Raw genomic sequence first — 24,366 nt, 5'->3', positions numbered from 1 at the left:
AGGTAGAGAATGGTTCCCGGCTGCAGGACACGGCTAGTCGAACCGCCCGATAGGCTAGGAATAGGCCAAGGCGTCCGTGAGCTAGTTGCTGGCCTTGTCCGCAGCGGCATCGCTCGTCGCCGTATAGCGACCCACATCGCCCGACGCTTCGGCCTCCGTGGTCATGTCCTCCCACGGCCAGCGCACCGTGGCGAAGCGACGATAGAAGTTCGATGTTGCCGAGCGCCGTTGTGAGGTTGCCCCGCTGGATTCGGTCCTCGCGGGCGGGCGCGACAGCGTAGATTTCCTGCTGCGGGTTCCCGCCGATCAGTTTGTTGTCCGCTCGTCGAGCACTGCCGCCATGGCGTGTGCGTAGCTGCCCGCGGCGTTGTTCCGCCTGTGGATGCCGTTGGCCACGTTCTGCGCAAACTTCTGGTAGACCCGCCTGATCCTTGACGCGCTAGCGGACACCGGCGAGGAGCTGATAGCCTGGCCGCGCTCCGGCTCGCATTCCCGGCGGCTTTGGGCGCCGGGGAATCCCTGACCCGGCTCTGGTTGGGCGGCCGCGTCTACCTAATTAAAGTTAAGGGCCGCAACTATGTTGGCCTGGCTTCAAGGCGGCGGGAACAAATTAATAGACGCCAGTGTTTTGCAGGCTCTTCGTCCACTGAACGGGGCAAGCCCACCACCGTTAACCCTACTGTAAGATTGCTGAAACGATGTCGTACGATGACGTACACATAATTCAACATAACTAAGCGGTCGAAGGATGTAGTGCCAATGGCGTTTATGCCACAATCAGACTTACCAGAAGGCTCGGATCGGTTGTTACCGCCAAGCTCGCTTCAGCCGCGCCGACGGCCGCGCCGGCTCATACAACAAGAAGACTCCTCCGACGAAGAGATCGAGTCGCTGGCGTTAGTATCCTCACGTAGAAATAAAGACTCGAATGCGTCGTCCCTACGCGACAAGGAGGCGATGCAGGCAAGTCCAGATAGCATGACTGGGATAAGCACCAAGATGGTGGAAATAGCTCACCAGGTTTCGATAGCAAATGCCCAGAAGGCCCCGGCGATGACCAAGATTCCCGCGCCGGGGAAGGATAGCGTGTCAGCTCTGTTAGCGAGATTTTTTAATGCTCGCGGGGTGTCGTACCAGGTGCATACCGATCGCGGCGCGGACATCGGCGAGCAGTTCTCTTGGAGCCTAAAGGATGCCGCAACTGCTTATAGCGAAACTGACAAGATCTGAATGAATTTGATATTATGTAATGCTCGTTTAATGTTCTAATGCTCGCGGGCTGTTGTGCTAGCTGCATGCCGGTCGAGGCATGGGCATCGGCAAGCAGTTGTCCCGGAGCCGGGCTGTCGCACCTGCTTATACGAATACTGTCGAGGACGACGACGAGGATTGTGTCACAGCGTAGCTACTCACGGTGTGTTACCGGCGAATAGATCTACCAGCGATATGTTGACCGTAGAGTTCAGGAGAAAGTAACCGGGGTGTCAAATTTCGACCTATTACCACCCGACGTCAACGTCCTCAATATTCGTGGTCCGGGTTCTAAGCCAATACGGGCCGCTGCAGCCGCATGGACCGATCTGGCGGAAAAGTTGTCTTCTGCGACGAGACAGTGGATATGTCAAGTTGGCGATGCGGAAAGCTGGTTTCAAGGTCCGGCAGCGGAAAGCTTTTCATTAGCGGCGGCACGGTACAGCTCTTGGCTGCAGGGACACGGCAACACGGCTAGTAAGACCGCTGAGTATCTTCATCGCGCGGCGAATATCTACGACGAGACGGTCGAGGGGATGGTGCCGTACACTACGATAGCGACGAACCGCGTGGCTACCTTAGGTTTGAAAACAACTAACCTTTTGGGGCAATTCACCGCCAAAATCGCGGAGCTGGATTACGAATACCAAAAGATGTGGGCCCAGAATGCGAAAATGATGAATACATATCAGGAAGCCATCTTCGATATTATGGGGCAGGCTGAGAGTGAGGGAATTGCACCAGCGCCGCTGGTGATCTCCAGCTCTTCCAGAAGGGAAAGGAGGTACTACTAATCTTAATCTGATTCCCTGTTGGATTGGCGTGGGCGGGGTTTGAGTTTTGACCGTTGGCGGTATGCTGAGCCCACCTGATCTGTCCCCGTAGTTTCGAGCCGCGGCTATGAGGGCCGTCCCCTCGTACCGTAGAGGCATCGCCTTATAAGGGAGTGATGGCGATGGAACGGCGAAGTTTCCCCGCTGACCGAGAGTGAGCGCAAGGAGCTCGACTGGCTGCGCTGTCGATGCACCTGCTGGCGAGTCCACTCCAAAACCGGGCCCAGCTGCCAAGTCTTGGCCCGCACCCGCCGATGGGCCAACACCTGCGAATCATGATCGGTCACTGCCCTGAACCACGACCTCCTCCTTGATGTCTTGGGACACTGAGCCCGTCAACCACATCAGGAGTACGTCCCCTGCATCAACACACTCATCAGCCATCACTGAGTTACTACGCCGTGGGCCGCGGCGATCTCGGCCACCGACCGGGCCGCGTCCCCGACCACCTTGGCCATCTGCACACGCAGCCAAACTTTCCTGTAAGGGATATCTTTCAGAGAAGTGACCACGTAGTCCTTCATCGACATCGATACCACCCCACGACGGGCGCAGCGCCGCACTCTGCTCGTCGGTGACCACATCAACTACCCGCGTCCCGTCGCCGTAGCGCTCAACACGCACAACGCGTACTCCTGGCAGCCCGAACAACACTGTCGTAGCAAGGGCTCTCAGCTGTCGGACACGCCGAACAAAATCAATGGGCTACCTGCCCGCTTAAGGTTGAAGAGTCATTGCACGTTCAGATGCATTCGGGCAGCGGCAAACCGTAGGTCCCGGTGATGAGCACAACCCCTGGTTAGGCCGAATTGAGAGCCATTACGAGACAACCGAATTCGGCCTGTCTCCGAATGGCGGCCCGGTATTCAGTGCTGCCAGCGCGCCCCAAGGGCCTTCGCCGCGGTGGACACCTTCATCACCAGACGACGCTCGCGGTTGCTGACTGGGATGAAGTGGTAATGCCGTAGCAGGACTGCGCTGCGTCGTCTATCGCATCGACGACGATGAGCCGCCCGCCACCGATCTCCGATGCGGCGACGGCTTTCCCCAGCGCATCCAGGAGCAACTGCTCGCCGTAGCCTTGTCCATGCAGTGCTGCATCGATTGCCAGACGAGCAATCAAGTACCCGGGTATGCGGGAATAGCCCCCCGCCATGGGTCCCGACACGCCGTCATCTTTGCGTACGGCCTCGGTGGGGCAGATGGCGAAATAGGCACAGACCTTCGATTCCCCGAGCGGAGTCCACACGTACACGTGCGCTACTCCGCTGCTATCCACACGGCGGGCCTGCTTGACCAGCCAGGTGTTCAGTGTCTCCTTGCCGCAGTTGAACCCTTCCAACGTGTGGCCGTCGTTCAGCCGCGCGGACTCGAACACTCGTCAGCGCCTGGTGAACACCACAGGCTTACGTGCGGCTGCCGCCAGTCGCGGCGCGGCGTCAGCAATGTCCAGCGAGGACATCAGCTTGTCGAATTGCTCGGGCTCCATCACCGTTAACAGCTGCTGCTGCAGGACGTCCTCAGCGCGTTGCATCGCAGCTTTCCGCACGAACTCCGAGGTCTGCTCATGCACAACATTGGCGGCTCGCTGAATGCGGTCCAAGGTCGCTTGCTCCGCGCGAAGCTCGATGCGCTTCGTCTTGACTGCCACGATGACACCTCACTTGCGCGCGGCGCAGTGTACGGCGAATGTACGTACATTACCAGGCAAATCTGCATCATAAGGTCCTTGCCGCGAAAGGCGAGTCCGTCCGCCACACCAGCGGTATCTCTGGGGGTCCGTTGTCGGTGCTGAGCCGGTATGGCAAGGTCGGGGGCGTGGACGAGCAATCTGATTTTCAGAGCGGCAGGGCGGTGCCGAAAAAAGCAGCAGGACGAGTACCGTCCGTCGGGCCGCTGTCGTCCGAGCAACAGCCGGCGACCAAGGCGGATCTGTATGCCGCAGTGGATGCGCTGCGCGCCGATATGCGCGAACTGCTAGAGAACGTCCGTACGTTGATTCAGGCGGCGGACAGCCGGGTGACTGATCTGGAGCAGGCCAAGGGCGAGGTCGGGCACAAGCTACCCGAGGATTGGTGACGCTGGCGCCGAGCCGCAAAGGCGTCTGTCGGTGAAGTCGTTTCGCATCAACGTTCCTGACGACGTTCTCGACGATTTACGTTTCCGCCTAGCGCGCACCCGATGGCCCGCGGCCGAGTGTGTAGATGCACCCACGGCTGGCCGGGTTCGATCGTGGAGTTTCACAAAGTGATTGAGCCGCTGACCGATCCGACAGTTCACGGTGGACGCGCCGAAGGCGCGTGCCACTACCGCATCACACACTGGACAACCACGCCGCGCGGCGATCACTTTGCCGCATTTGAACAACCGGAGCTGTTTGTTGAGAACATTCGCGCGTTCTTCGCAACCCACCGCTATGCCAATCCGGCTCGTCGGCGTGCTGGCCGGCTACCTAGCTGACCTGGTGCTCGGTGACCCGCAACGAGGTCACCCGGTCGCGGTGTTTGGCCAGGCGGCCGCGAAGTTGGAGCACGTCACCTACCGCGACAGCAGGATTGCCGGCGGCGTGCACCTGGGCCTGTTGGTGGGGGTGGTCGGCGTGCTGGGCATGGTGCTGCAGCGCAGCGCCGGACGCCGGGGTCGGCTCTGGTCGATCGCGACCACCGCCACAGCGAGCTGGGTGTCATTGGGGGGAACCTCCCTGGCACACACCGGCTTGGCGATGTCACGGCTGCTGGATCGCGGCGACGTCGAAGCTGCGCGGCGGCTGCTGCCATCGCTGTGCGGGCGCGATCCCGCCGGACTGGACGGCGCGGGCCTTACGCGTGCGGCACTCGAATCGGTAGCGGAGAACACGTCGGACGCCGCGGTGGCGCCGCTGCTGTGGGCGACGGCGGGCGGCGTGCCCGGTGTTTTGGTCTACCGGGCGGTCAACACTTTGGATTCGATGATTGGCCACCGCTCGCCGCGGCATATCCGATTCGGCTGGGCCGCCGCGCGATTGGATGATGCGGCCAACTATGTCGCCGCACGGGCGACCGCGGCGTTGGTGGTGGTGTGTGCACCGGTTGTCGGCGGATCACCGTCGGGTGCGGTGCGCGCCTGGCGCCGTGACGCCGCCCGGCATCCCAGCCCCAACGCGGGCGTTGTCGAGGCGGCCGTCGCCGGGGCACTCGGTGTGCGGCTGGGCGGACCCACCCAGTACCATCATGAGCTGCAGATTCGGCCCACCCTCGGCGACGGCCGACTGCCTACCGTTGCCGACCTGCGTCGCGCGGTGGTGTTGTCGCGGGCGGTCCAGGCGGGGGCGGTACTACTGGCTGGGCTGTCGATTTACCGCCGGCGGCCGTAGCGGTCGGCCAGCTTCTCCTCGACGCTCATCGGAGCCTGTGTCGGTTTCGCCAGCTTCTCCTGGCGGCGGGCGCGGATCTCTGCGTAGGCGAAATAGCCCAATCCAATTGGCGCGAGGATGCCAAACGAGATCCACTGGATGCCATAGGACAGAAACGGTCCAGCGTCGAGATGCGGTATGCCGATCACACCGAGCCCACCGGGTTGGTCGTCGACCAACTGCAGATAGGACCCGGCCAACGGGACCTTTGTCAACCCTGCGACCTGTTCGGTGTTAATCGAATACACCTGCTGGACACCGTCCCTGGAGAACGGTCCTTTGTCTTTCACGGTCGGTTCGGAGTCGCGTAGCCGGGCCGTGATGCTCACGGCCTCAGCTGGCGGGCGGGGGATTGGCGGCACATGCGAGCCTGGTTCGGGACGCACGTAACCACGGTCGACCAGGACGGTCGGTCCACCGTCGACGACGAATGGCGCCAGCACCTCGAAAGCCTGGTCTGAATCAACCACCCGCAACCGGGCCAGCACCTGCACGTCCGGCAAATAGCGCCCGGTCGCCGTAACCCGGCGCCACTGCGCCTTCGGCGCCGACGAATCCTGCTGCGGTAGCAAGGTTTTCAGCGGCACCGGCGGCGTGTTGAGGGAATATTCGATTTGACTGTTTTCCCGCGATGTCCTGGTGTTCTTTCCCAGCTGCCACGGCGCGAGCACCACAAAACATAGGTAGGTGAACGCAATAACCACCAAGGCCAGTGCGATCCAGCCTGGCCGCAGCAAGAACGCCAAGCGGCGCATCAAGGGTGTCCGTTCTGCGCGAGTCGCTCATCGACCCAATCGTGCAGGCCCGGCAAGGCAGCCTCGATAACGGCGAAAACCTCTTCGAAGTCGTCGTGGTCACCGTAATAAGGGTCCTCGACGTCAAGGGCATATGCACCCGAGCTCGGATCGAATGATCGCAGCATCCGTATCCGGCTGTCCTCGACCCCCAGCTGTCGCAACATTCGAACGTGGTTGCGGCCCAAGGCGACCACCAGATCGGCCGACAGATGGTCGGCATCGATTTGGGCGGCGCAGTGGTCCGTGGGGTAGCCGTGGGCACGCAGCACCCGGGTGACGCGCGCGTCGGCGCCATCGCCCACATGCCAGTTTCCGGTGCCGGCACTGGTCACCCGGACTGCGTCGCCCAGACCACGCCGCCGGAGCTGGTCGGCGAACATCTTCTCGGCCATCGGCGAACGGCAGATGTTGCCGGTGCAGACAAACGTGACGTGCAGCGCAGTCCAATCAGACACCGAGCACCTCGGTCTTAGCGCCACAGGTGCCGTCGGCACTTGCGCCGGCGACGACCTCGGGACGGGGAGTTGGGCCATTGGCTGTGCTTGCCACGTGACCATTGTCCTTGATGGGCGCACCCGGGCGTGACGGTGTTCATGACAGGCCCCCACAGTGGCGCACTAGTGTTTCACGGATGGCGAGTCTGGATCACGGCGCGGCGATTCGCCTCACAGCGGCGCGCTATCACGGTGATCAGGCCGTCACGCCTGGCATGCTGGATTTCGCCGTCAACGTCCGTCATAGCCAACCACCGCAGTGGCTGGTGAAACAGCTGGCTGAGCGGCTGTCGGGTCTGGCCCGCTACCCAAGCGCCGACGATGTGCACCGGGCCCAAGACGCGGTCGCCAACCGCCACCATCGAACCCGCGATGAGGTGCTGCCGCTGGCCGGGGCGGCGGAAGCGTTCGCGTTGTTACCCAACCTGCGGCCGGCGCGGGTGGCGATCGTTGCGCCCTCGTTCACCGAGCCGGCCGTGGCGCTGACCGCGGCCGGGGTGCCGGTGCACCATATTGTGCTCGAGCCGCCGTTCGTCCTGGATGGGCTAAACATACCCGAGGACGCCGACCTGGTCGTGGTGGGCAATCCGACCAATCCCACCTCGGTGTTGCACACCCGTGAGCAGCTGCTCGCGTTGCGCCGGCCTGGACGGATTCTGGTGGTCGACGAGGCGTTCGCCGATTCGGTTCCCGGCGAGGCGGAGTCGCTGGCCGGTGACTCGCTGCCCGACGTGCTGGTGTTGCGCAGTCTGACCAAGACGTGGTCGTTGGCGGGGTTGCGGGTGGGCTATGCCCTTGGCTGGCCAGAAGTGCTGGCGCGGTTGACCACCTCGCGGGCGCACTGGCCGGTGGGCACACTGCAACTGACCGCTATCGCGGCCTGTTGTGCTGCCGATGCCGTCGCCGACGCCGCGGCCGGTGCTGCGCGGTTGGTGGCTGTGCGCGCCGAGATGGCGGCCGGTCTGGGATCGCTGGGTGCCGATGTTGTCGACGGTGCGGCCCCGTTCGTATTGTTCAGCATGGCTGATGCGAAACTGGTACGAAAGAGATTGCAGAACAACGGAATTGCGATTCGTCGGTGTGACACGTTCGTCGGTCTCGACGAGCGGTATCTGAGGGCGGCGGTGCGCCCGGAGTGGCCGCTGCTAGTCCAGGCCATTTCGGAGGCGATCGCCTGCGCGAATCTTGGGAGGTGCCAATGAGTGTGCGGCTGGCCGACGTCATCGAAGTGTTGGATCAGGCCTATCCGCCGCGGCTGGCCCAGTCGTGGGATTCGGTCGGCCTGGTATGCGGCGACCCCGCGGATGTGCTGGAGTCGGTGACCATCGCGGTCGACGCCACGCCCGCGGTCATCGATGAAGTTCCCGATGCCGGCCTGCTACTGGCCCATCATCCGTTGCTGTTACGCGGGGTCGACACGGTGGCGGCCAGCACGCCGAAGGGTGCGCTGGTACACCGCTTGATCCGTTCCGGGTGTTCATTGTTTACCGCGCACACCAACGCAGACTCGGCATCACCGGGTGTGTCAGACGCGCTAGCACACGCCCTTGGCCTCACTGTCGACGCGGTACTCGAGCCCCTTCCCGGTGTGGCCGACCTCGATAAGTGGGTCATCTATGTGCCACTCGAGCACGTAGCAGCGGTGCAGGCGGCGGTGTTTGAGGCTGGTGCTGGCCACATCGGCGACTACTCGCAGTGCAGCTGGAGCGTCACCGGTACCGGACAGTTCCTGCCGCATGACGGGGCGTCGCCCGCGGTGGGCAGCATCGGCACCGTCGAGCGGGTGTCCGAAGACCGGGTTGAGGTTGTCGCACCCGCGCGCGCACGGGCCGCTGTGTTGTCGGCGATGCGCGCCGCGCATCCCTACGAAGAGCCGGCGTTCGACATCCTTGCGCTGGTGCCCCCGCCTAGCGACGTCGGCTTGGGTCGCATCGGATCGCTGCCGCGACCAGAATCGCTACGTACCTTCGTCTCCAGAGTTGGCGCCGCATTGCCGCAAACATCCTCGGGTGTGCGCGCCACGGGAGACCCGGATCTGCTCGTGTCGCAGGTCGCGGTGTGCGGCGGCGCCGGGGACTCGTTGCTGAGCCTCGCGGCCGCCGCGGACGTTCAGGCGTATGTCACGGCCGACCTGCGGCACCATCCAGCCGACGAACATCGGCGGACTTCAAACGTGGCGCTAATCGACGTCGCGCATTGGGCAAGCGAATTCCCGTGGTGCGGTCAGGCCGCCGACGTGCTGCGATCCCATTTCGGTGCGGCGCTGCAGGTGCGGGTGTGCACTATCCGCACCGACCCGTGGAACCTGGAGGCAAAACGAGTGAACGATGTGAGTGATAGTTGGAGAGATCAGTCATGAAAGCCGAAGTAACGCAACAACGTTCGCTGTTAGAGTTGTCGAAGCTGGATGCTGAGCTGTCCCGGATTGCGCATCGGGCCACCCATTTACCGCAGCGGGAGGCCTACGAGCGGATGCAGGTCGAGCATACCGCCGTCAGTGAGCGGCTGGCCGCCGTGCGAATTGCGGTGGAGGACTTAGATGCCCAGGTGTCGCGACTCGAGTCGGAGATCGACGCGGTGCGACAGCGTGAAGACCGAGATCGGTCGCTGCTCAAGTCGGGGGCGACGGACGCTAAGCAGTTGTCTGATCTACAACATGAGCTGGAGACCCTGCAACGCCGCCAGACCAGCCTGGAAGATTCCCTGCTGGAGGTCATGGAGCGCCGCGAGGAGCTGCAGGCCCAGCTAACTGCAGAGCTAGAGGCAATCGAGAGGATGCAGGCTGACCTGGACGGTGCTCAGCAGGCTCTCGACGCCGCCATCGCCGAGATCGACCAGGCCCGCCAGCAACATTCCTCACGGCGCGATGTGCTGACCGCGGAACTGGACCCCGCCCTCTCGGCGCTTTACGAACGACAGCGTGCTGGGGGAGGGCCGGGCGCTGGGCAATTGCAGGGACACCGGTGCGGCGCCTGCCGGATCGAGATCGGCCGCGGCGAGTTGGCCCGCATCTCGGCGGCCGCCGACGACGAAGTGGTGAGGTGCCCGGAGTGTGGCGCGATCCTGTTGCGGGTCAAAGGATTCGATCAGTGAAAGTTATCGTCGAGGCCGACGGCGGGTCGCGAGGCAACCCCGGACCAGCCGGATACGGCGCGGTGGTGTGGACCGCGGACCGCTCGACTGTGCTGGCGGAGACTAAGCAGGCGATCGGCAGAGCGACGAACAACGTCGCCGAGTACCGGGCCCTGATAGCAGGTTTGGACGATGCCGTGAAAATGGGTGCCACCGAGGCCGCGGTCTTGATGGATTCCAAGCTGGTCGTGGAACAGATGTCCGGGCGGTGGAAAGTCAAGCACCCCGACTTGATTGAGCTATACACACAAGCGCAGACGCTGGCGTCGCGGCTGGCGCGCGTCAGTTATACGTGGATTCCGCGCACCCGGAACTCACACGCCGACCGGTTGGCCAACGAGGCGATGGACGCCGCGGCTTGCGCCGACGGCCGGGTTGAGAAAGCCGCTTTGCCGCGTGCTCAGCCCGCGGAAACCGTTGCGACGGAATCGCAAACAGCGCCCGGCTGGACGGGTGCGCGCGGTACGCCTACCCGGCTGTTGTTGCTGCGACACGGCCAGACCGAGCTGTCGGTGCAACGCCGCTATTCGGGACGCGGCAACCCGGCACTAAATGACGTAGGTTGGCGGCAAGCTCGAGCTGCGGCGCGGTATTTTGCGCAGCGCGGCGGCATCGCCGCAGTGGTCTCCTCGCCATTGCAACGGGCGTACGACACCGCGGCAACGGCCGCCGACATGCTGGGCGTCAACTTGACGGTGGATGATGATCTGATCGAAACCGACTTCGGGGCCTGGGAGGGGTTGACGTTCGCCGAGGCCGCCGCGCGTGATCCGGAACTGCATCGTCGCTGGCTGCACGACACCGCCGCGTCGCCGCCGGGCGGTGAAAGCTTCGACGATGTGCTGGGCCGGGTGTGCTTGGCGCGTGAACGGATCATCGCCGGATATCAGGGCGAAACGGTGCTGGTGGTGTCACACGTCACGCCGATCAAGATGCTGCTGCGGCTCGCGCTGGATGCCGGTGCGGGCCTCCTGTACCGGCTACATCTTGACTTGGGGTCATTAAGCATCGCCGAGTTCTACCCCGATGGCGCGTCTTCGGTGCGGTTGGTGAACCAAACCGGCTACCTCTGAAGCGCGCCGGAACGGCCCCGAAACGGCCCTCATACCCAATCAACCAAGCGACGACTGTGCGACCGGAAAGTCAAAGTAGGTGCCCGGATGGTGCTCTGGTTGGTAGGTGTAATGCCACCACTCGTCCTCGTAGTTGACGAAACCTTGAGATTGCAGCGCGTCTTTAAGCAGCAGCCGGTTCGTGAGTTGGTCGCCCTGGATCCGCGGATCGAGCGTATGGGCAAGGGTGTCGAAGCAGTCAAAGCCGGTTCCCATGTCGATTGACTCGTCTGGGAACCGCGCCGACGCCGGTGCGGTGCAATCGATCAGGGGCTCGCCGGGCACGTACGGCCGGGCGGGTATGACCGGGAGCTTTACCAACGTGAGGTCCACCGTGCTGCCGCGGCTGTGTCCCGACTGCTCGGCGATGTACCCGTCGCGGAAGAGGGTCGACTTGTCGACGCGCGGGTAGAACTCGGCTTTCATCCGCTGATCACTGCGATCGTTGGCCCATGAGGCGAAGTCGTTAACCGCGCGCTGCGGACGGTAGCAGTCGTACACCTTCAAGGCGTAGCCTCGCTGCTCCAACTGCTGTTGCGCGCGTTTGAGTCCTTCGGCCGCATCACGAGTGAGAATGCACATTGGTGTCTCATAGCCGGTGACAGGGTCGCCGGTGAAGTTGTGCGCCGTAAAGTAGCGGACGTCCTGCAGGATCGTCGGATCGATGTCCTGCAGCGCCACAAAGTCCATCGGCGCAACGGATTCCGGCTGCGCAGCGGCTATACCGCCGGGCGCGGCAGAAAAGGACGCGACCACCGTCGCGAGGAGCGCAGCGATCCTGCGGGCAAAGCCGAGAGAATAGGGCATGGGTCATCTTGACGACCGGATCCACCAATGCGCAACTCGCCGCGCTGTCAACCCAAATCCAGGCCAGGCGCATGCCGCTGGTGGGACAGCAACTGGCGTTTTAACTAGCGTGGGATCCCGCCCCGCACGCTCGGCTATCCATGGCCACGAGCGATGTGCCCCTGGCCCCGACACCCCGCAACGAGTACCGTGTTCGTCGCGGACGAGTTGGCCGGGCGGCCGCGGCTCGTGCCGGGCTTCTGTTAGTTTCCAGAGGTCCGGTACCGGAGTCGAGGAAAGTCCGGACTTCACAGAGCAGGGTGATTGCTAACAGCAATCCGAGGTGACTCGCGGGATAGTGCCACAGAAAACAAACCGCCACCCTCGCGGTGGTAAGGGTGAAACGGTGCGGTAAGAGCGCACCAGCATCCCGGGTGACCGGGGTGGCTTGGTAAACCCCACCCGAAGCAAGGCCAAGAAGGCCGCACCATAAGTGCGGCCGCGCAGGCGTTCGAGGGCTGCTCGCCCGAGCCTGCGGGTAGGCCGCTCGAGGCACCCGGCAACGGTGTGTCCAGATGGATGGTCGCCGCCGCGCTGCCGTTGGCTATGCCGCGGCGGCGGGGAACAGAATCCGGCTTACAGGCCAACTCGCCCGCCCTGCTTGGTTTGATGGCCCGGCTCAGCGCCGCGCTTTGCGCACCGCCTTGTCGAGTTTGCGCAGCGCGGCGTCGAGTTGCCCACGGCAACGGTCGGCAAAGTCGGCTTCCAACTGGAAGAGCAGACCATAGGTAAAGGTGTCCTCGCCGGCGGCGTGCGCGGCCTCGGTCTGGTGAATCAGATGCTCGCGGCTGACCACGCTGTCTTGGTGATCACCCAGCAGAGTTTGGATGGCCTTGGCCTGCTGCGACACGCGGTTCGCTCCAGTCGCTGCCGCGGTGTAGCGGAGTCGCTTGGCGCGCTTACGGATTCGATGTAGTGCTTCATCGACATTGTGTTCACCGCCGTGGCCCGCTTCGCTCTGTTGGGCAGCGGCTTTCTCGGCCTTCGCGGCTTTGCGGACCCGTTTGTAGGCCGCGTCAATGGTGACTGGCGCCGGTTCCTCGCCGACCGGGGCGGCCGGGATGTCGGCCACCACCGAATCGAGGGCGTCGAGCAGACGGAAGTATCGCTGCGACCGCATGGCGATCAGCGACCGCCGCAGCCCGGCCTGATAGCGGCGCTGCGCGCCTTCGACCAGACGTTCCCGTATCGGTCCACGCACCAGCTCCGGTGCCAGCTGGTCCAATTGGCGCTGGTAGCGCTCCTCGAGAACCTCGGCGTCGCGCGCCATGCCCAGGACACTGGCAAGCTCACGCAGTTCATTGAGGATCCACGCGCCGTCGGACAATCCGAACGAATCCTGCGAGTCCCGCAGCAAGCTGCGGATCTTGCGGGTAGTTACCCGCATCTGATGCACGGCGTCGTCCGTGTCGGCGCGCACGGCGCGGTCCCACACCAGCAGCTCGTCAACTTGCTGGGCTACGGCTCGGTGCACTGGGTCCGCGGGTGGCCGCGTGCTGTGCGGCTGCGACGACGGGCCAAGCACCCGTGCCAGCTTGGAGCCGTGAGCGGCGGGGGCAGCACCGGCATCGAGCAGTCGATTGCTCAGCCGATCCAACAGCTCGGAATTGGTGTTCGGATTGACCAGTTCCAGTTCCCATTCGCGCCACTGTTGTTCGGCGGGGTCCCAGCCGGAGCCCGCCGAACTGGCGGCAGACCACGCGGTGACATGGTCGTTGCTGAATTCCGCGAGCGCGGTGCCGTTGATGTCGTACAGGACTTGGCCTTCCCGTTGGGTGGTGATTCGCGCGATGGGCTGCACCGGGCGGTCGCGAACAATCGCCAGCACCACATCCAGCAACTCGGTTGGCACGGTATCGTCGGACGCGGCCAGGGGCGCGCGGATCTCGGTACGAGCATCGGGTCCGGCCGGCAACTTCAGGTGCCAGCCCGCGTCGGGACCACCAGTGCGCCGCCGCAGGGTGACCTTATTGCGCGCCAGGTCCTGTGTCGGCGTGTCGAAGTAGGTCGCATCCAGTGATTGCGTCGGTGACTTCTCGACGCGAGCCACCGCAGCGATGCCCTCGAAGGACGGGGACACGGTCGACTCGACCACGTCGAACTTGCGCTCCACCTCCAAATGGCGCGACGCTGTGGGCGCATTTACCGGCATTTTCTCCTCCGATGAGGGCGCCTTGGCGCAGTCGTGGATGGACGTGGACAGGCATCCATAGCCTGCCACCACGTCACGTTCTCCACCACCTGACTAGCTGCTACTGCACGAGGCACGATGCCTTCTGGACGATCTGCGGCGCCGCCGCAACCTGGGGCACCGACTACAGGGTCGCTGCCGTACCCTCCCATAACCCCGGCGGCGCCGCGAGCACCCAGGAATGCGAAGAGTTCACGGTCCTCCCCCAATAGGAGGGCAAAATTTCATCCGCCCAATCCGGTGTTCATCCGACCCGCCTGCGGCCCTCACCAGCCGATAGTGGTCAGTGGCAGTCACTTCGTATAGCCAGCGTCGGCGGTGCAGACAGAGCACGTGACTGGCCGTTGAGCATCCCGGTACATTGCTGGGTTTTCGTTGAGCGAAGCGGAGTTGGTATGTCTTTTGTGGCGGTAAACACCTCGGCGTTGCGTCAATCAGCCGTCGACCTGAAGAAGATAAGTGAAGACATGCGTGAAATCAGGGATGCGGTGGCGAAAAACGTTGTGCCCCCGGCTAAGGACTGTGTGTCGCAGCTGGTGGCGAGCGGCCTCCTTGAGAACGTAGTGGAGTGCCACCACAGAATCTCTCAGGCCGCGAAGACTTTTGACCTGTATGCGCTCAATTTGCTCATTAATGTTCAGGCGTATGAGGACGCCGAGACCGGCAACACCCAAACCGTCCAGTGATCTAGCTGAAGCTGATACCAGCACCGCAAACATCAACACGAGTGCCAGCGGTCGTTACCAGCCGAAGGGAACGAAGAGATGATGCCTGACAGCCAACCATCACTGAACACTAACTCTGCCTACCCGTTTGGCGGCTCTAGTTGTCAGTTGCACTATGCCAAGCTATCGCCGGAGGTCAACTCTAGTAACATATTTGATGGTCCTGGTTCTAAGGCGCTATGGGACGTCATCGACCGTTTCGAGGCGTTGGCTGATCAAATGTCTCTCAAATCTGCCTCGTTGAAGAGCTGGAACCAGGCGCTGCAAGGGCAGTGGTCAGGTCAGTCGGCGGCACGGATGGCCGAGACCGCCGAGAAGTTTCAACAGTGGATGGTTGACTTCTCGCAGGATGCCTGGAAGGCCGCCCTTAATGTCCGTTACCTCGCGCGGGAGTTTGTCGAAGCGCAACATTCGATGAGGTCTACGGTTGAGGTTGCCGAGAACCGCGCTCAGCGGGCGACTTTGGTGGCAGAGCAGAGTTCTGGGTTAGCGCGACACGATGAGGAGATTGCGGCACTCGATAGGGAGTATGAGAGATTCTGGGCCCACGATGTCGACGTGATGTGGCGCTATGAGATGTACGTGCGCGACAAGTTGGCGAGCATGCCTTCGTGGCAGGAGCCGCCGCGGGCGGATCCTGAGCTGTCGAGGATCCACATACGTGGCGGGTGAGATAGCGATTCCCCCTGCTGATCAATGACTTTGCGAGCGATACGGTTCCGATGTCGAAGATTGGTCGCGCCGATCCGAGGCTAGCGCTTCAGAACCAGTGTTCCTCGGCGGGGAAGATCCCGCTGGCCACTTCTTCTGCGTACTGTGTTGCGGCACGGCGCAACTCGCCGGCGATATCGGCATACCGCTTGACAAAGCGTGCCGCCTTACCGCTGCTCAAACCGGCCATATCTTGCCAGACCAGGACCTGGGCGTCGCAGTTCGGACCGGCTCCGATCCCGATTGTCGGAATGGTCAATTTGCCGGTGATCTGGGTGGCCAACTCGGCCGGCACCATCTCCATTACGACGGAAAATGCTCCGGCTTCGGCAACGGCGATGGCGTCCGCGACGGTTTGTTCGGCGGCGTCACCACGGCCCTGTACCCGGAAGCCGCCGAGGCCGTTGACGCTTTGCGGCGTGAACCCGATGTGCGCCATCACCGGAATGCCCGCCGCGGTCAGGCACGCGATCTGCTCGGCTACCCGCTGGCCGCCTTCGAGTTTTACGGCGTGCGCACCACCCTCCTTCATGAATCGGGTGGCGACGGCCAGCGCGGCGGTGGGTCCGGGCTCGTAGCTGCCGAATGGCAGGTCGGCGACGACCAAGGCGTGTCGCGTACCCCGCACCACGCCGCGGACCAGCGGGATCAACTCGTCGACCGAAACCGGCACCGTGGTGTCGTAGCCGTACACCACGTTGGCCGCCGAATCACCCACCAGCAGCACCGGGATGCCGGCCTCGTCGAAAACCCGGGCGGTCGAATAGTCGTAAGCCGTCAGCATGGCCCACTTGTGGCCTTCGGCCTTCATTTTCTGCAGGTGCTGGGTGCGGATCTTGGTGCGCGGCGTAGAGCTGCTAGTCCCATAAATATTCTGCTCAGACATTACTGTCCTTTGTGTTGGTCGGGTCGATCCTCGTGGCCCGTAAGAAGCTGGTTCGGTAGGGTCCCCGGGTTCGTCTGACCCTGACAGTCTGCCATCTCTTTTGCGCAGTTGCACCATCTGGTCCTGCAAGACATACCATCGGCGCATGCAGCGGCTTAGTGGACTGGATGCCAGCTTCCTGTACCTGGAAACCTCCTCGCAGCCCATGCATGTCTGTTCGATCATGGAATTGGATACCTCGACGATGCCGGGCGGCTATACCTTTGACCGGCTGCGTGACGCGCTATCGCTGCGCATCAAGGCGATGCCGGAGTTTCGCGAACGGCTCGCCAATAGTCCGCTGAACCTCGACCATCCGGTCTGGGTGGACGACCCGAACTTCCATGTGGACCGCCATCTGCACCGTATCGGGTTGCCGCCCCCAGGAGGGCGGGCCGAACTTTCGGAAATCTGTGGCCATATCGCGTCGTTACCATTGGACCGCCGCCGACCGCTGTGGGAGATGTGGGTGATCGAAGGCGTGGCGGGCACCGACTGTCACCGCGATGGCGGCCGCGTGGCGGTGATGACCAAGGTGCACCACGCTGGCGTGGACGGGGTGACCGGCGCCAACCTGATGTCGCGGCTATGTGCCACCGAAGCCGACGCGCCGCCACCGGACCCGGTAGACGGCGTCGGCGGCGCCAGCGGCTGGCAGATCGCCGCGGGCGGGCTCTTGCGGTTCGCCGCCCGGCCACTGCATCTGGCCAACGTGTTGCCCAGCACGGTGTCCTCGGTGATCGCGACGGTGGCCCGGGCCCGCGACGGCCTGACCATGGCGCGGCCGTTCGCAGCGCCCCGAACGTCGTTCAATGCGCGCATCAGCGGCCGCCGCAACATCGCTTACGCCGAGCTGGATCTCGAGGACATCAAGACGGTGAAGAACCACTTCGGCGTCAAGGTCAATGACGTGGTGATGGCGCTGGTTTCGGGGGTGCTTCGACACTACTTGAGCGAGCGCAACGTGTTGCCAGATTCGTCGCTGGTGGCGATGGTGCCAATCTCCGTGCATGGCAAGTCTGATCGGCCTGGCCGCAATCAGGTTTCGGGCATGTTTTCCAGCTTACAGACCCACGTTGCCGATCCAGTGGAACGACTGAACGCTATCGCGCAAGCGAATTCAGTTGCTAAGCAACATAGTTCGGCTATCGGCGCCACGCTGCTGCAGGATTGGTCGCAGTTCGCCGCGCCAGCGGTCTTTGGGGTGGCGATGCGGCTCTACGCCCGAACCCGATTGACCGAGAGCCTGCCGGTGCACAACTTGGTGGTCTCCAATGTGCCCGGTCCCCAGCTGCCGCTGTACCTGCTGGGTTGTGAGGTCAAGGCGATGTATCCGTTAGGGCCGATCTTTCACGGCGCGGGTCTCAACATCACCGTGATGTCGCTGAACGGCAACTTAGACGTCGGGCTCATCTCGTGCCCGGAACTGCTGCCGGACTTATGGGAGATGGCCGACGAGTTCGGCATCGGTTTAGAAGAGCTGCTCGCAGCCATCAAATAGCTACTGGGTTTGATGAGTGGCGACCCGCTGCGCCCGGTTCCGCCGCGCTTGCGATCGCTACTGGGTTTGATGAGTGGCGACCCGCTGCGCCCGGCTCCGCCGCGCTTGCGATCGCCACTGGGTTTGATGAGTGGCGACCCGCTGCGCCCGGTTCCGCCGCGCTTGCGATCGCCACTGGGTTTGATGAGTGGCGACCCGCTGCGCCCGGCTCCGCCGCGCTTGCGATCGCCACTGGGTGGCGGCCGCTCACCAGGAACTGGAGCCCTCTCTGGCAGCATAGGTGAGCATGGCCCTGTCTCGTCGCGACAAGATCGCGCGCATGTTGCTGATCTGGACCGCGATCGCGGCCGTCGCGCTGGTTCTCGCCGGCTGTGTCCGCGTTGTCGGCGGGCGTGCTCTGATGGCTGGGCCGAAACTGGGCCAGCCGGTGGCGTGGGCACCGTGTCGTCCTAGCAACCCCGCGGTGAAACTCCCCGGCGGTGCGTTGTGCGGAAAGCTCGCCGTCCCCGTCGACTACGACCACCGCGATGGCGAGGTGGCGGCGCTGGCGTTGATTCGCTTTCCCGCGACCGGTGACAAGATGGGCTCGCTGGTTATCAACCCCGGGGGACCCGGCGAGTCCGGTATCGAGGCCGCGTTGGGCGTTGTTCAGACGTTGCCGAAGCGGGTCCGCGAACGCTTTGACCTGGTCGGGTTCGACCCCCGTGGGGTGGGGTCCTCGCGGCCTGCGGTCTGGTGCAACTCCGATGCCGACAACGACCGGTTACGAGCCGAGTCGCAAGTCGATTACAGCCCGGCGGGTGTGACGCAGATCGAGGACGAGACCAAGCAGTTCGTCGGTCGTTGTATCGCCAAGATGGGTAAGACATTCCTGGAAAACATCGGGACAGTTAACGTCGCCAAGGATCTCGATGCCATCCGCGCGGCGCTGGGTGATGACAAGCTGACCTACCTTGGCTACTCGTACGGCACCCGGATCGGTGCGGCCTACGCTGAGGCCTATCCGCAGAACGTGCGGTCGATGATTCTCGATGGCGCCGTCGACCCCAACGCCGATCCCATCGAGGCGGACCTGCGCCAGGCCAAGGGATTCCAAGACGCGTTCAACGACTATGCCGCCGACTGCGCGAAGAAACCGTCCTGCCCGCTTGGCGCCGACCCGGCCAAAGCCGTCGACGTCTACCACAGTCTGGTCAACCCGCTGGTCGACCCGAACAACCTGATGGTCAGCAGGCCCGCGCCGACGAAGGACCCGCGTGGGTTGAGTTACAGCGACGCCATTGTGGGCACCATCATGGCGCTGTACTCGCCGACGCTGTGGCACCACCTCACCGACGGTCTGTCGGAGCTGGTCGACCACCGCGGAGATACCCTGCTTGCCCTGGCCGACATGTACATGCGTCGCGACTCGCACGGTCATTACACCAACGCCACCGATGCGCGGGTGGCAGTCAATTGCGTTGATCAGCCCCCGATTACGGACCGGGCCAAGGTCATTGACGAAGACCGCCGGGCACGGGAGGTCGCACCGTTCATGAGCTATGGACAGTTCACCGGTGACGCGCCGCTGGGCACCTGCGCGTTCTGGCCGGTGCCACCGACCAGCAAGCCACACGTCGTCTCGGCGCCCGGCCTGGCGCCGACGGTGGTGGTGTCGACCACCCATGATCCGGCGACACCGTATAAGGCGGGGGTGGATTTGGCGAACCAGCTTCGGGGTTCGTTGCTGACCTTCGACGGAACCCAGCACACCGTGGTTTTCCAGGGTGACAGCTGCATTGACGACTACGTGACGGAGTATCTGATCGGCGGCACCATGCCGCCGAGCGGGGCGAAGTGCTGACGTCTGACAACCACAGATAAGTGACCGACGCGTGACCTTTTCGCGCCGCCGCGGGTATCCGAGGATGCAACGATGGCAGCCATGCTGCGCCTGAGATCGTTGAGCTCGGCGCTGCTTTCGTTAGGGCTGTTGCTACACCCGGCAATGGCGCTGCCAGTGGCTGGCGCCAGTCCAGAGCAGCCCCCGAGCCCGGTGCCGGCCGCGGTGCCACAGCAGAACTGGGGCAACTGCAGCGTGTTCCTGCCCGACACCAGCGACATCCCTTCGGCACAGTGCGCAACGGTGTCGGTGCCGGTCGACTACAACAATCCCGGTGGGGCGCACGCCAAGTTGGCGGTGATCCGCGTTCCGGCGACTGGTCAACGGATCGGGTCGCTGCTGCTCAATCCGGGAGGACCCGGGGGATCCGCGGTCGACATGGTCGCCGCAATGACATCGGGGCTACAACGGACCGATATCGGCCGTCACTTCGATCTGGTGGGGTTCGACCCGCGCGGCGTCGGCCACTCAACCCCGTCGCTTCGGTGCCGCACCGACGCCGAGTTCGACGCGTACCGGAGCGAACCGATGGTTGACTACAGCCCGGCGGGTGTGGCGCACATCGAGCAGGTCTACCAGCAGCTCGCCCAGCGGTGTGTTGCCCGGGTCGGCGCCGCATTCTTGGCGAACGTGGGGACCGCGTCCGCCGTGCGCGACATGGATATGGTCCGTCAGGCTCTGGGTGACGAGCAGATCAACTACCTCGGCTACAGCTACGGCACCGAATTGGGTACCGCCTATCTCGAGCGGTTCAGCGACCATGTGCGGGCGATGGTGCTCGACGGCGCCATTGACCCGACCGTTGGCCCAATCCAGGAAGACATCCAGCAAATGGCGGGATTCCAGACCGCGTTCACCGACTATGCCGCGGACTGCGCCCGCTCGGCGGCCTGCCCGCTGGGCACTGACCCCAGCCAATGGGTCAACCGATACCACGCGCTGATCGACCCGTTGGCCACCACGCCGGGTCGGACGTCGGATCCACGCGGCCTGGGTTACGCCGACGCGACCACCGGCACCATCAATGCGCTCTACACCCCGGCATACTGGAAATACCTGACCAGTGGCCTGCTTGGGCTGCAGCGCGGCACCGATGCTGGTGACTTGCTGTTGCTCGCCGACGACTACAACGGCCGGGACCGCAATGGGCACTACACCAACGACCAGGACGCGTTCAACGCGATCCGCTGCGTCGACGCGCCGGCGCCAACGGATTCGGCGAGCTGGATATCGGCCGACCAGCAGATCCGTCAGGTCGCTCCGTTCCTCAGCTACGGGCCATTCACCGGCACCGCCCCGCGCGATATCTGTGCGCTGTGGCCGGTGCCGGCGACGTCGACGCCGCACCCCGCGCCGCCGGTCGCGCCGGGCAAGGTCGTCGTGGTCTCGACCACGCACGACCCGGCCACCCCATATCAGGCCGGGGTAGACCTGGCTCGCGAGCTGGGCAGCCCGCTGATCACCTACGACGGAACCCAGCACACCGCGGTGTTCAACGGCGACCAGTGCGTGGATACCGCGGTGGTGCGTTACTTTGTCGACGGGATTTTGCCACCGGCGTCCCTGCAATGTCAGCCCTAAGCCGGACGTAACGGCTGCCAAGCTGGGAACTTCGCAACGCTAATGGGCTGGTCTGGTAACGCAGAAACTTCTGCGCGCTATTTGTTCCGGCCTTGGCGTACGAGCCCTCGGGCTGTTTCGTCCGGGCAATCAAAGCCAGCGTCTTTGAACTGCTTCTGAATGGCGCGTACCGCTTCGTCTTCGCTGACGCCGGTAGGAACGTTGACCCCTTGGGGAACTTCTCTTTGACGACCCGCTTTATGGCCTTGGCTACCTCGTCAGCCCAGTCGTCGTTTCCCAGGCTTCCCAGGCTTCCCAGGCTTCCCAGGCTTCCCAGGCTATCCCGGCGGGTAACGGCAAATCCAGATTTGTCCCGCTAGCGTTGCTTTTCGTGCTGCATTGGATACATGCGAATTGGGGTCATTTGGTGTTGCACTGGCTGTCGCAGCATTGGGGTGATGTCGTGCCGGCGTGGTTGGCGGTTACGGGCGAGCCCGTGCGAGCAGCCCTATATTTCGACGTCGTCGATGGACGCGAGACGGTGGAACTCGACTTGTTCGTCGCAATGCAGACGCAGGATCGGCGGGTCGCGGTGAGTTGGCGCCCGACGCCCGATCGCACCGGCGACCCATGGACGCAGCGCTTGGGCCTGCCATAGGTCGATCGGTGTCACGATGATCGTCCCAGTAGGCGCGTGCGTCATGAAACTAACTGAATTTCGTGTTACGTTAATGAAGTGAGACCGCCGAGAGTTCCCGGCTCGGCCCTCAAACACGGGTATACCGAGGACGACATACGACATGCCCTGAAGCACGTGCATATTTCTTACGATGTGATCGACGACGATCCGCCTCGGACCTGGGTATTTGGGTTCACGGCGAAGGGAACTCTGGTTGAACTGGTCGTGCTTCATCAGGCCAAGGAAGACCTCGTGATCCATTGTATGAAGGCCCGGAAGGGCGAACTCGACAAAGCTCTCCGTGTTACGGGAGGCAGGTACTGACATGGCAACTTCGAAGAAGGATGCGGCCGCCGCAAGTAAAGCCCTTAGAACGGGCAGACGCAACAAGCGGATCGCTGCGTCGGCGTTGTTGCAGGCCCAGCGTGGGGCCAAGAAGATGCCTGCCAAAACGGTGCGTTCCGGAGGACCGGTCCGACGCCCTGTGGCGAGGGAGACGCCCGCCACCATGAAGCCACCTATGCCGACGATGCCGCAGGGGAGGGGGCACGTCGGCGACGAACGCCCCCGGCCAGAATCGGTAGACGAGAAAACCATCGCGCGTTTGGTCGCTGAAGCTGAGAACGGTATTCCCGCCGAGAAACTGCGTCGTCGTGGGCGTCCCGCGATCGGCGACGAAGCGGCAAGCACGTATTCGGTGCGGCTCCCCGACGACTTGGTAACCCTCGCCGATGAGCGTTCCGAGATCGATAGTGTGACCAGAGGGGAGACGATCCGTCGAGCGCTAATTGAGTACTTGACGAAGTGACCTCAAGCTGACCCAAGATGACTTTGCCATGTGTCGGATAACTGAGGCACAGCGCTTTACTGACTTGCAGGTTTTAACCAGCGTGCATGGCACTAGTTACTTGCGTAACACAGAATTAACAGCAGTTGCATAATGTGCGGGTTATGGATCGACAGAAGGAATTTGTCCTGCGCACGCTCGAGGAGCGGGACATCCGCTTTGTGCGCCTGTGGTTCACCGACGTGCTCGGCTACCTCAAGTCGGTCGCGATTGCTCCCGCCGAGCTAGAGGGTGCTTTCGAGGAAGGCATCGGCTTCGACGGATCCTCGATCGAGGGCTTCGCGCGGGTCTCGGAATCTGACACCGTGGCGCACCCGGATCCGTCGACCTTCCAGGTCCTGCCCTGGGCTACTCCCGCCGGTCACCACCACTCGGCACGGATGTTCTGCGATATCACCATGCCGGACGGCTCGCCGTCGTGGGCAGACCCGCGACACGTGTTGCGGCGTCAGCTGACGAAGGCCAACGACCTTGGTTTTTCCTGCTACGTCCATCCCGAAATCGAATTCTTCCTCCTCAAGGCCGGGTCCGAGGAGGGGGCGACGCCCATTCCCGTCGATAACGCCGGCTATTTCGACCAAGCGGTGCACGACTCGGCGTCGGACTTTCGCCGGCAGGCGATCGAGGCCCTGGAATTCATGGGTATCTCGGTGGAGTTCAGCCACCACGAAGGTGCGCCCGGGCAGCAGGAGATCGACCTGCGTTTCGCCGACGCGCTGTCGATGGCCGACAACGTGATGACCTTCCGCTACGTCATCAAAGAAGTCGCGATCGAAAACGGTGCACGGGCATCATTCATGCCCAAGCCGTTCGCGCAGCACCCTGGCTCCGCGATGCACACCCATATGAGTTTGTTCGAGGGTGACGTTAACGCCTTCCACAGCCCCGACGATGTGCTGCAATTGTCGGAAGTCGGCAAATCCTTTATTGCCGGGATCCTGGAGCATGCCTCCGAGATCAGCGCGGTCACCAATCAATGGGTCAACTCCTACAAGCGGCTGGTGCACGGCGGTGAAGCGCCCACTGCCGCGTCGTGGGGGGCGGCCAACCGGTCGGCCCTGGTGCGGGTGCCGATGTACAGCCCGCATAAGGCGTCGTCGCGGCGGGTCGAGGTGCGCAGTCCCGATTCGGCGTGCAACCCCTATCTGGCATTTGCCGTGCTGCTGGCCGCCGGCTTGCGCGGGGTGGAGAAGGGTTACGTGCTGGGGCCGCAGGCCGAAGACAACGTCTGGGACCTCACGCCCGAAGAGCGGCGCACTATGGGATACCGCGAGCTGCCAACCAGTCTCGACAGTGCGCTTCGCGCCATGGAGGCCTCCGAGCTCGTCGCGGAAGCCCTGGGGGAGCACGTTTTTGACTTCTTCTTGCGCAATAAGCGCGCGGAGTGGGCGAACTACCGTAGTCATGTCACGCCCTATGAGCTGAAGACTTACCTGTCGTTGTAGCCCAGTTCTTCCCGGTCGGTTCGACCGGGGGGCGCGTTGCGCTA

Annotated in this window: 24 protein-coding genes, 1 other RNA gene and 1 pseudogene; 17 read left to right on the top strand and 9 right to left on the bottom strand. The window is 63.3% G+C overall.

The features are described from left to right. The first annotated feature begins 759 nt into the window (after positions 1-759). Both B586_RS20185 and B586_RS20180 read left to right on the top strand, forming a co-directional pair. Positions 760-1,230: a PE family protein gene (locus B586_RS20185; protein WP_082607604.1), complete on the top strand. Its 471-nt coding sequence runs from the start codon at positions 760-762 to the stop codon at positions 1,228-1,230. Positions 1,231-1,481: 251 nt separating this feature from the next. Next, on the top strand, positions 1,482-2,045 hold the full coding sequence (locus B586_RS20180) for a PPE family protein (protein ID WP_168162534.1): 564 nt from the start codon (positions 1,482-1,484) through the stop codon (positions 2,043-2,045). Positions 2,046-2,467: 422 nt separating this feature from the next. Here B586_RS20180 and B586_RS20950 read toward each other — a convergent pair whose 3' ends face one another. The 3 genes from B586_RS20950 to B586_RS12355 all read right to left on the bottom strand — a co-directional run bounded on the left by B586_RS20950 (position 2,468) and on the right by B586_RS12355 (position 3,735). Beyond that, the gene (locus tag B586_RS20950) at positions 2,468-2,614 is read right to left on the bottom strand and encodes a hypothetical protein (RefSeq protein WP_156406767.1); all 147 of its coding nucleotides are present in this window, start codon (positions 2,612-2,614) and stop codon (positions 2,468-2,470) included. A gap of 386 nt (positions 2,615-3,000) precedes the next feature. Further along, positions 3,001-3,462 (bottom strand): N-acetyltransferase, encoded by a 462-nt coding sequence (locus B586_RS12360; RefSeq protein WP_236971280.1) that lies wholly within the window; start codon positions 3,460-3,462, stop codon positions 3,001-3,003. A gap of 3 nt (positions 3,463-3,465) precedes the next feature. Next, positions 3,466-3,735, bottom strand: a complete 270-nt coding sequence (locus B586_RS12355) for a type II toxin-antitoxin system TacA family antitoxin (protein ID WP_054879801.1) — start codon at positions 3,733-3,735, stop codon at positions 3,466-3,468. Between the two features lie 38 nt (positions 3,736-3,773). Between B586_RS12355 and B586_RS22075 the strand changes: the two genes are divergently transcribed. The 3 genes and pseudogenes from B586_RS22075 (at position 3,774) to B586_RS12340 (ending at position 5,436) form a co-directional block, all read left to right on the top strand. Then, a complete protein-coding gene (locus tag B586_RS22075; protein WP_236971279.1) occupies positions 3,774-4,163 on the top strand; it encodes a hypothetical protein in 390 nt (129 codons plus the stop codon). 31 nt (positions 4,164-4,194) lie between these two features. Then, positions 4,195-4,391, top strand: a pseudogene (locus B586_RS20175) (hypothetical protein); the annotation flags it as partial. Positions 4,392-4,500: 109 nt separating this feature from the next. Continuing rightward, positions 4,501-5,436, top strand: coding sequence for a cobalamin biosynthesis protein (locus B586_RS12340; protein WP_054879803.1), 936 nt, complete (start codon positions 4,501-4,503; stop codon positions 5,434-5,436). Here B586_RS12340 and B586_RS12335 read toward each other — a convergent pair. Together B586_RS12335 and B586_RS12330 are read right to left on the bottom strand one after the other, a co-directional pair. Continuing rightward, positions 5,418-6,230, bottom strand: coding sequence for an SURF1 family cytochrome oxidase biogenesis protein (locus B586_RS12335; RefSeq protein ID WP_047314661.1), 813 nt, complete (start codon positions 6,228-6,230; stop codon positions 5,418-5,420). The two genes, B586_RS12340 and B586_RS12335, sit on opposite strands and share 19 nt — an antisense overlap. Beyond that, on the bottom strand, positions 6,230-6,727 hold the full coding sequence (locus tag B586_RS12330) for a low molecular weight protein-tyrosine-phosphatase (protein ID WP_054879804.1): 498 nt from the start codon (positions 6,725-6,727) through the stop codon (positions 6,230-6,232). Before B586_RS12330 ends, B586_RS12335 begins: the two co-directional genes overlap by 1 nt. 176 nt (positions 6,728-6,903) lie before the next feature. On the opposite strand from B586_RS12330, the gene cobC reads away from it, so the two are divergent. Genes cobC through B586_RS12310 form a run of 4 tightly spaced genes read left to right on the top strand, consistent with a single transcriptional unit; the run spans position 6,904 to position 10,971 of the window. Beyond that, positions 6,904-7,968, top strand: coding sequence for an Rv2231c family pyridoxal phosphate-dependent protein CobC (gene cobC, locus B586_RS12325; protein ID WP_054879805.1), 1,065 nt, complete (start codon positions 6,904-6,906; stop codon positions 7,966-7,968). Further along, entirely contained in the window at positions 7,965-9,125 is a 1,161-nt protein-coding gene (locus B586_RS12320; protein ID WP_054879806.1) for a Nif3-like dinuclear metal center hexameric protein, read from the top strand. Before cobC ends, B586_RS12320 begins: the two co-directional genes overlap by 4 nt. Next, positions 9,122-9,859: a zinc ribbon domain-containing protein gene (locus B586_RS12315; RefSeq protein WP_047314665.1), complete on the top strand. Its 738-nt coding sequence runs from the start codon at positions 9,122-9,124 to the stop codon at positions 9,857-9,859. The genes B586_RS12320 and B586_RS12315 overlap by 4 nt, the downstream gene beginning before the upstream one ends. After that, positions 9,856-10,971, top strand: a complete 1,116-nt coding sequence (locus B586_RS12310) for a bifunctional RNase H/acid phosphatase (protein ID WP_047314666.1) — start codon at positions 9,856-9,858, stop codon at positions 10,969-10,971. The genes B586_RS12315 and B586_RS12310 overlap by 4 nt, the downstream gene beginning before the upstream one ends. Positions 10,972-11,010: 39 nt before the next feature. Here the strand turns inward: B586_RS12310 and B586_RS12305 are convergent, their stop codons facing one another. Continuing rightward, positions 11,011-11,817 carry a M15 family metallopeptidase gene (locus B586_RS12305; RefSeq protein WP_047314667.1) on the bottom strand — a complete coding sequence of 269 codons (807 nt, stop codon included), beginning with the start codon at positions 11,815-11,817 and terminating at the stop codon, positions 11,011-11,013. A gap of 203 nt (positions 11,818-12,020) precedes the next feature. Between B586_RS12305 and rnpB the strand changes: the two genes are divergently transcribed. Continuing rightward, an RNA gene (gene rnpB, locus B586_RS19655) (RNase P RNA component class A) lies at positions 12,021-12,451 on the top strand. A 24-nt stretch (positions 12,452-12,475) separates the two neighbouring features. Here the strand turns inward: rnpB and B586_RS12300 are convergent. Beyond that, positions 12,476-14,008 carry a CYTH and CHAD domain-containing protein gene (locus tag B586_RS12300; protein ID WP_054879807.1) on the bottom strand — a complete coding sequence of 511 codons (1,533 nt, stop codon included), beginning with the start codon at positions 14,006-14,008 and terminating at the stop codon, positions 12,476-12,478. A 434-nt stretch (positions 14,009-14,442) separates the two neighbouring features. Between B586_RS12300 and B586_RS12295 the strand changes: the two genes are divergently transcribed. Continuing rightward, on the top strand, positions 14,443-14,733 hold the full coding sequence (locus B586_RS12295) for a PE domain-containing protein (protein WP_236971278.1): 291 nt from the start codon (positions 14,443-14,445) through the stop codon (positions 14,731-14,733). Between the two features lie 78 nt (positions 14,734-14,811). After that, positions 14,812-15,444: a PPE family protein gene (locus B586_RS12290; RefSeq protein ID WP_054879808.1), complete on the top strand. Its 633-nt coding sequence runs from the start codon at positions 14,812-14,814 to the stop codon at positions 15,442-15,444. An 88-nt stretch (positions 15,445-15,532) separates the two neighbouring features. Here B586_RS12290 and panB read toward each other — a convergent pair whose 3' ends face one another. Beyond that, the gene (gene panB, locus B586_RS12285) at positions 15,533-16,369 is read right to left on the bottom strand and encodes a 3-methyl-2-oxobutanoate hydroxymethyltransferase (RefSeq protein WP_054879809.1); all 837 of its coding nucleotides are present in this window, start codon (positions 16,367-16,369) and stop codon (positions 15,533-15,535) included. A 145-nt stretch (positions 16,370-16,514) separates the two neighbouring features. On the opposite strand from panB, the gene B586_RS12280 reads away from it, so the two are divergent. From B586_RS12280 to B586_RS12270, 3 genes are all read left to right on the top strand, one after another. Further along, a complete protein-coding gene (locus B586_RS12280) occupies positions 16,515-17,909 on the top strand; it encodes a WS/DGAT/MGAT family O-acyltransferase (protein ID WP_054879810.1) in 1,395 nt (464 codons plus the stop codon). A 280-nt stretch (positions 17,910-18,189) separates the two neighbouring features. Beyond that, positions 18,190-19,752 (top strand): alpha/beta hydrolase, encoded by a 1,563-nt coding sequence (locus B586_RS12275; protein ID WP_156166434.1) that lies wholly within the window; start codon positions 18,190-18,192, stop codon positions 19,750-19,752. Positions 19,753-19,824: 72 nt separating this feature from the next. Continuing rightward, positions 19,825-21,372 carry an alpha/beta hydrolase gene (locus B586_RS12270; protein ID WP_054879811.1) on the top strand — a complete coding sequence of 516 codons (1,548 nt, stop codon included), beginning with the start codon at positions 19,825-19,827 and terminating at the stop codon, positions 21,370-21,372. A gap of 487 nt (positions 21,373-21,859) precedes the next feature. Here B586_RS12270 and B586_RS20945 read toward each other — a convergent pair whose 3' ends face one another. Continuing rightward, complete coding sequence (locus B586_RS20945) at positions 21,860-22,054, bottom strand: hypothetical protein (protein ID WP_156166435.1); 195 nt, start codon at positions 22,052-22,054, stop codon at positions 21,860-21,862. A 301-nt stretch (positions 22,055-22,355) separates the two neighbouring features. Between B586_RS20945 and B586_RS12255 the strand changes: the two genes are divergently transcribed. Next, positions 22,356-22,838, top strand: coding sequence for a hypothetical protein (locus tag B586_RS12255; protein WP_054879814.1), 483 nt, complete (start codon positions 22,356-22,358; stop codon positions 22,836-22,838). Positions 22,839-22,981: 143 nt separating this feature from the next. Next, on the top strand, positions 22,982-24,322 hold the full coding sequence (glnA, locus tag B586_RS12250) for a type I glutamate--ammonia ligase (protein ID WP_047314676.1): 1,341 nt from the start codon (positions 22,982-22,984) through the stop codon (positions 24,320-24,322). Positions 24,323-24,366: the final 44 nt, after the last annotated feature.

This window comes from Mycobacterium haemophilum DSM 44634 (genome assembly GCF_000340435.2).
Taxonomy (GTDB): domain Bacteria; phylum Actinomycetota; class Actinomycetes; order Mycobacteriales; family Mycobacteriaceae; genus Mycobacterium; species Mycobacterium haemophilum.
The sequence above is the reverse complement of the archived record's forward strand: the minus strand, read 5'-3'. Positions and strand labels throughout refer to the sequence as shown.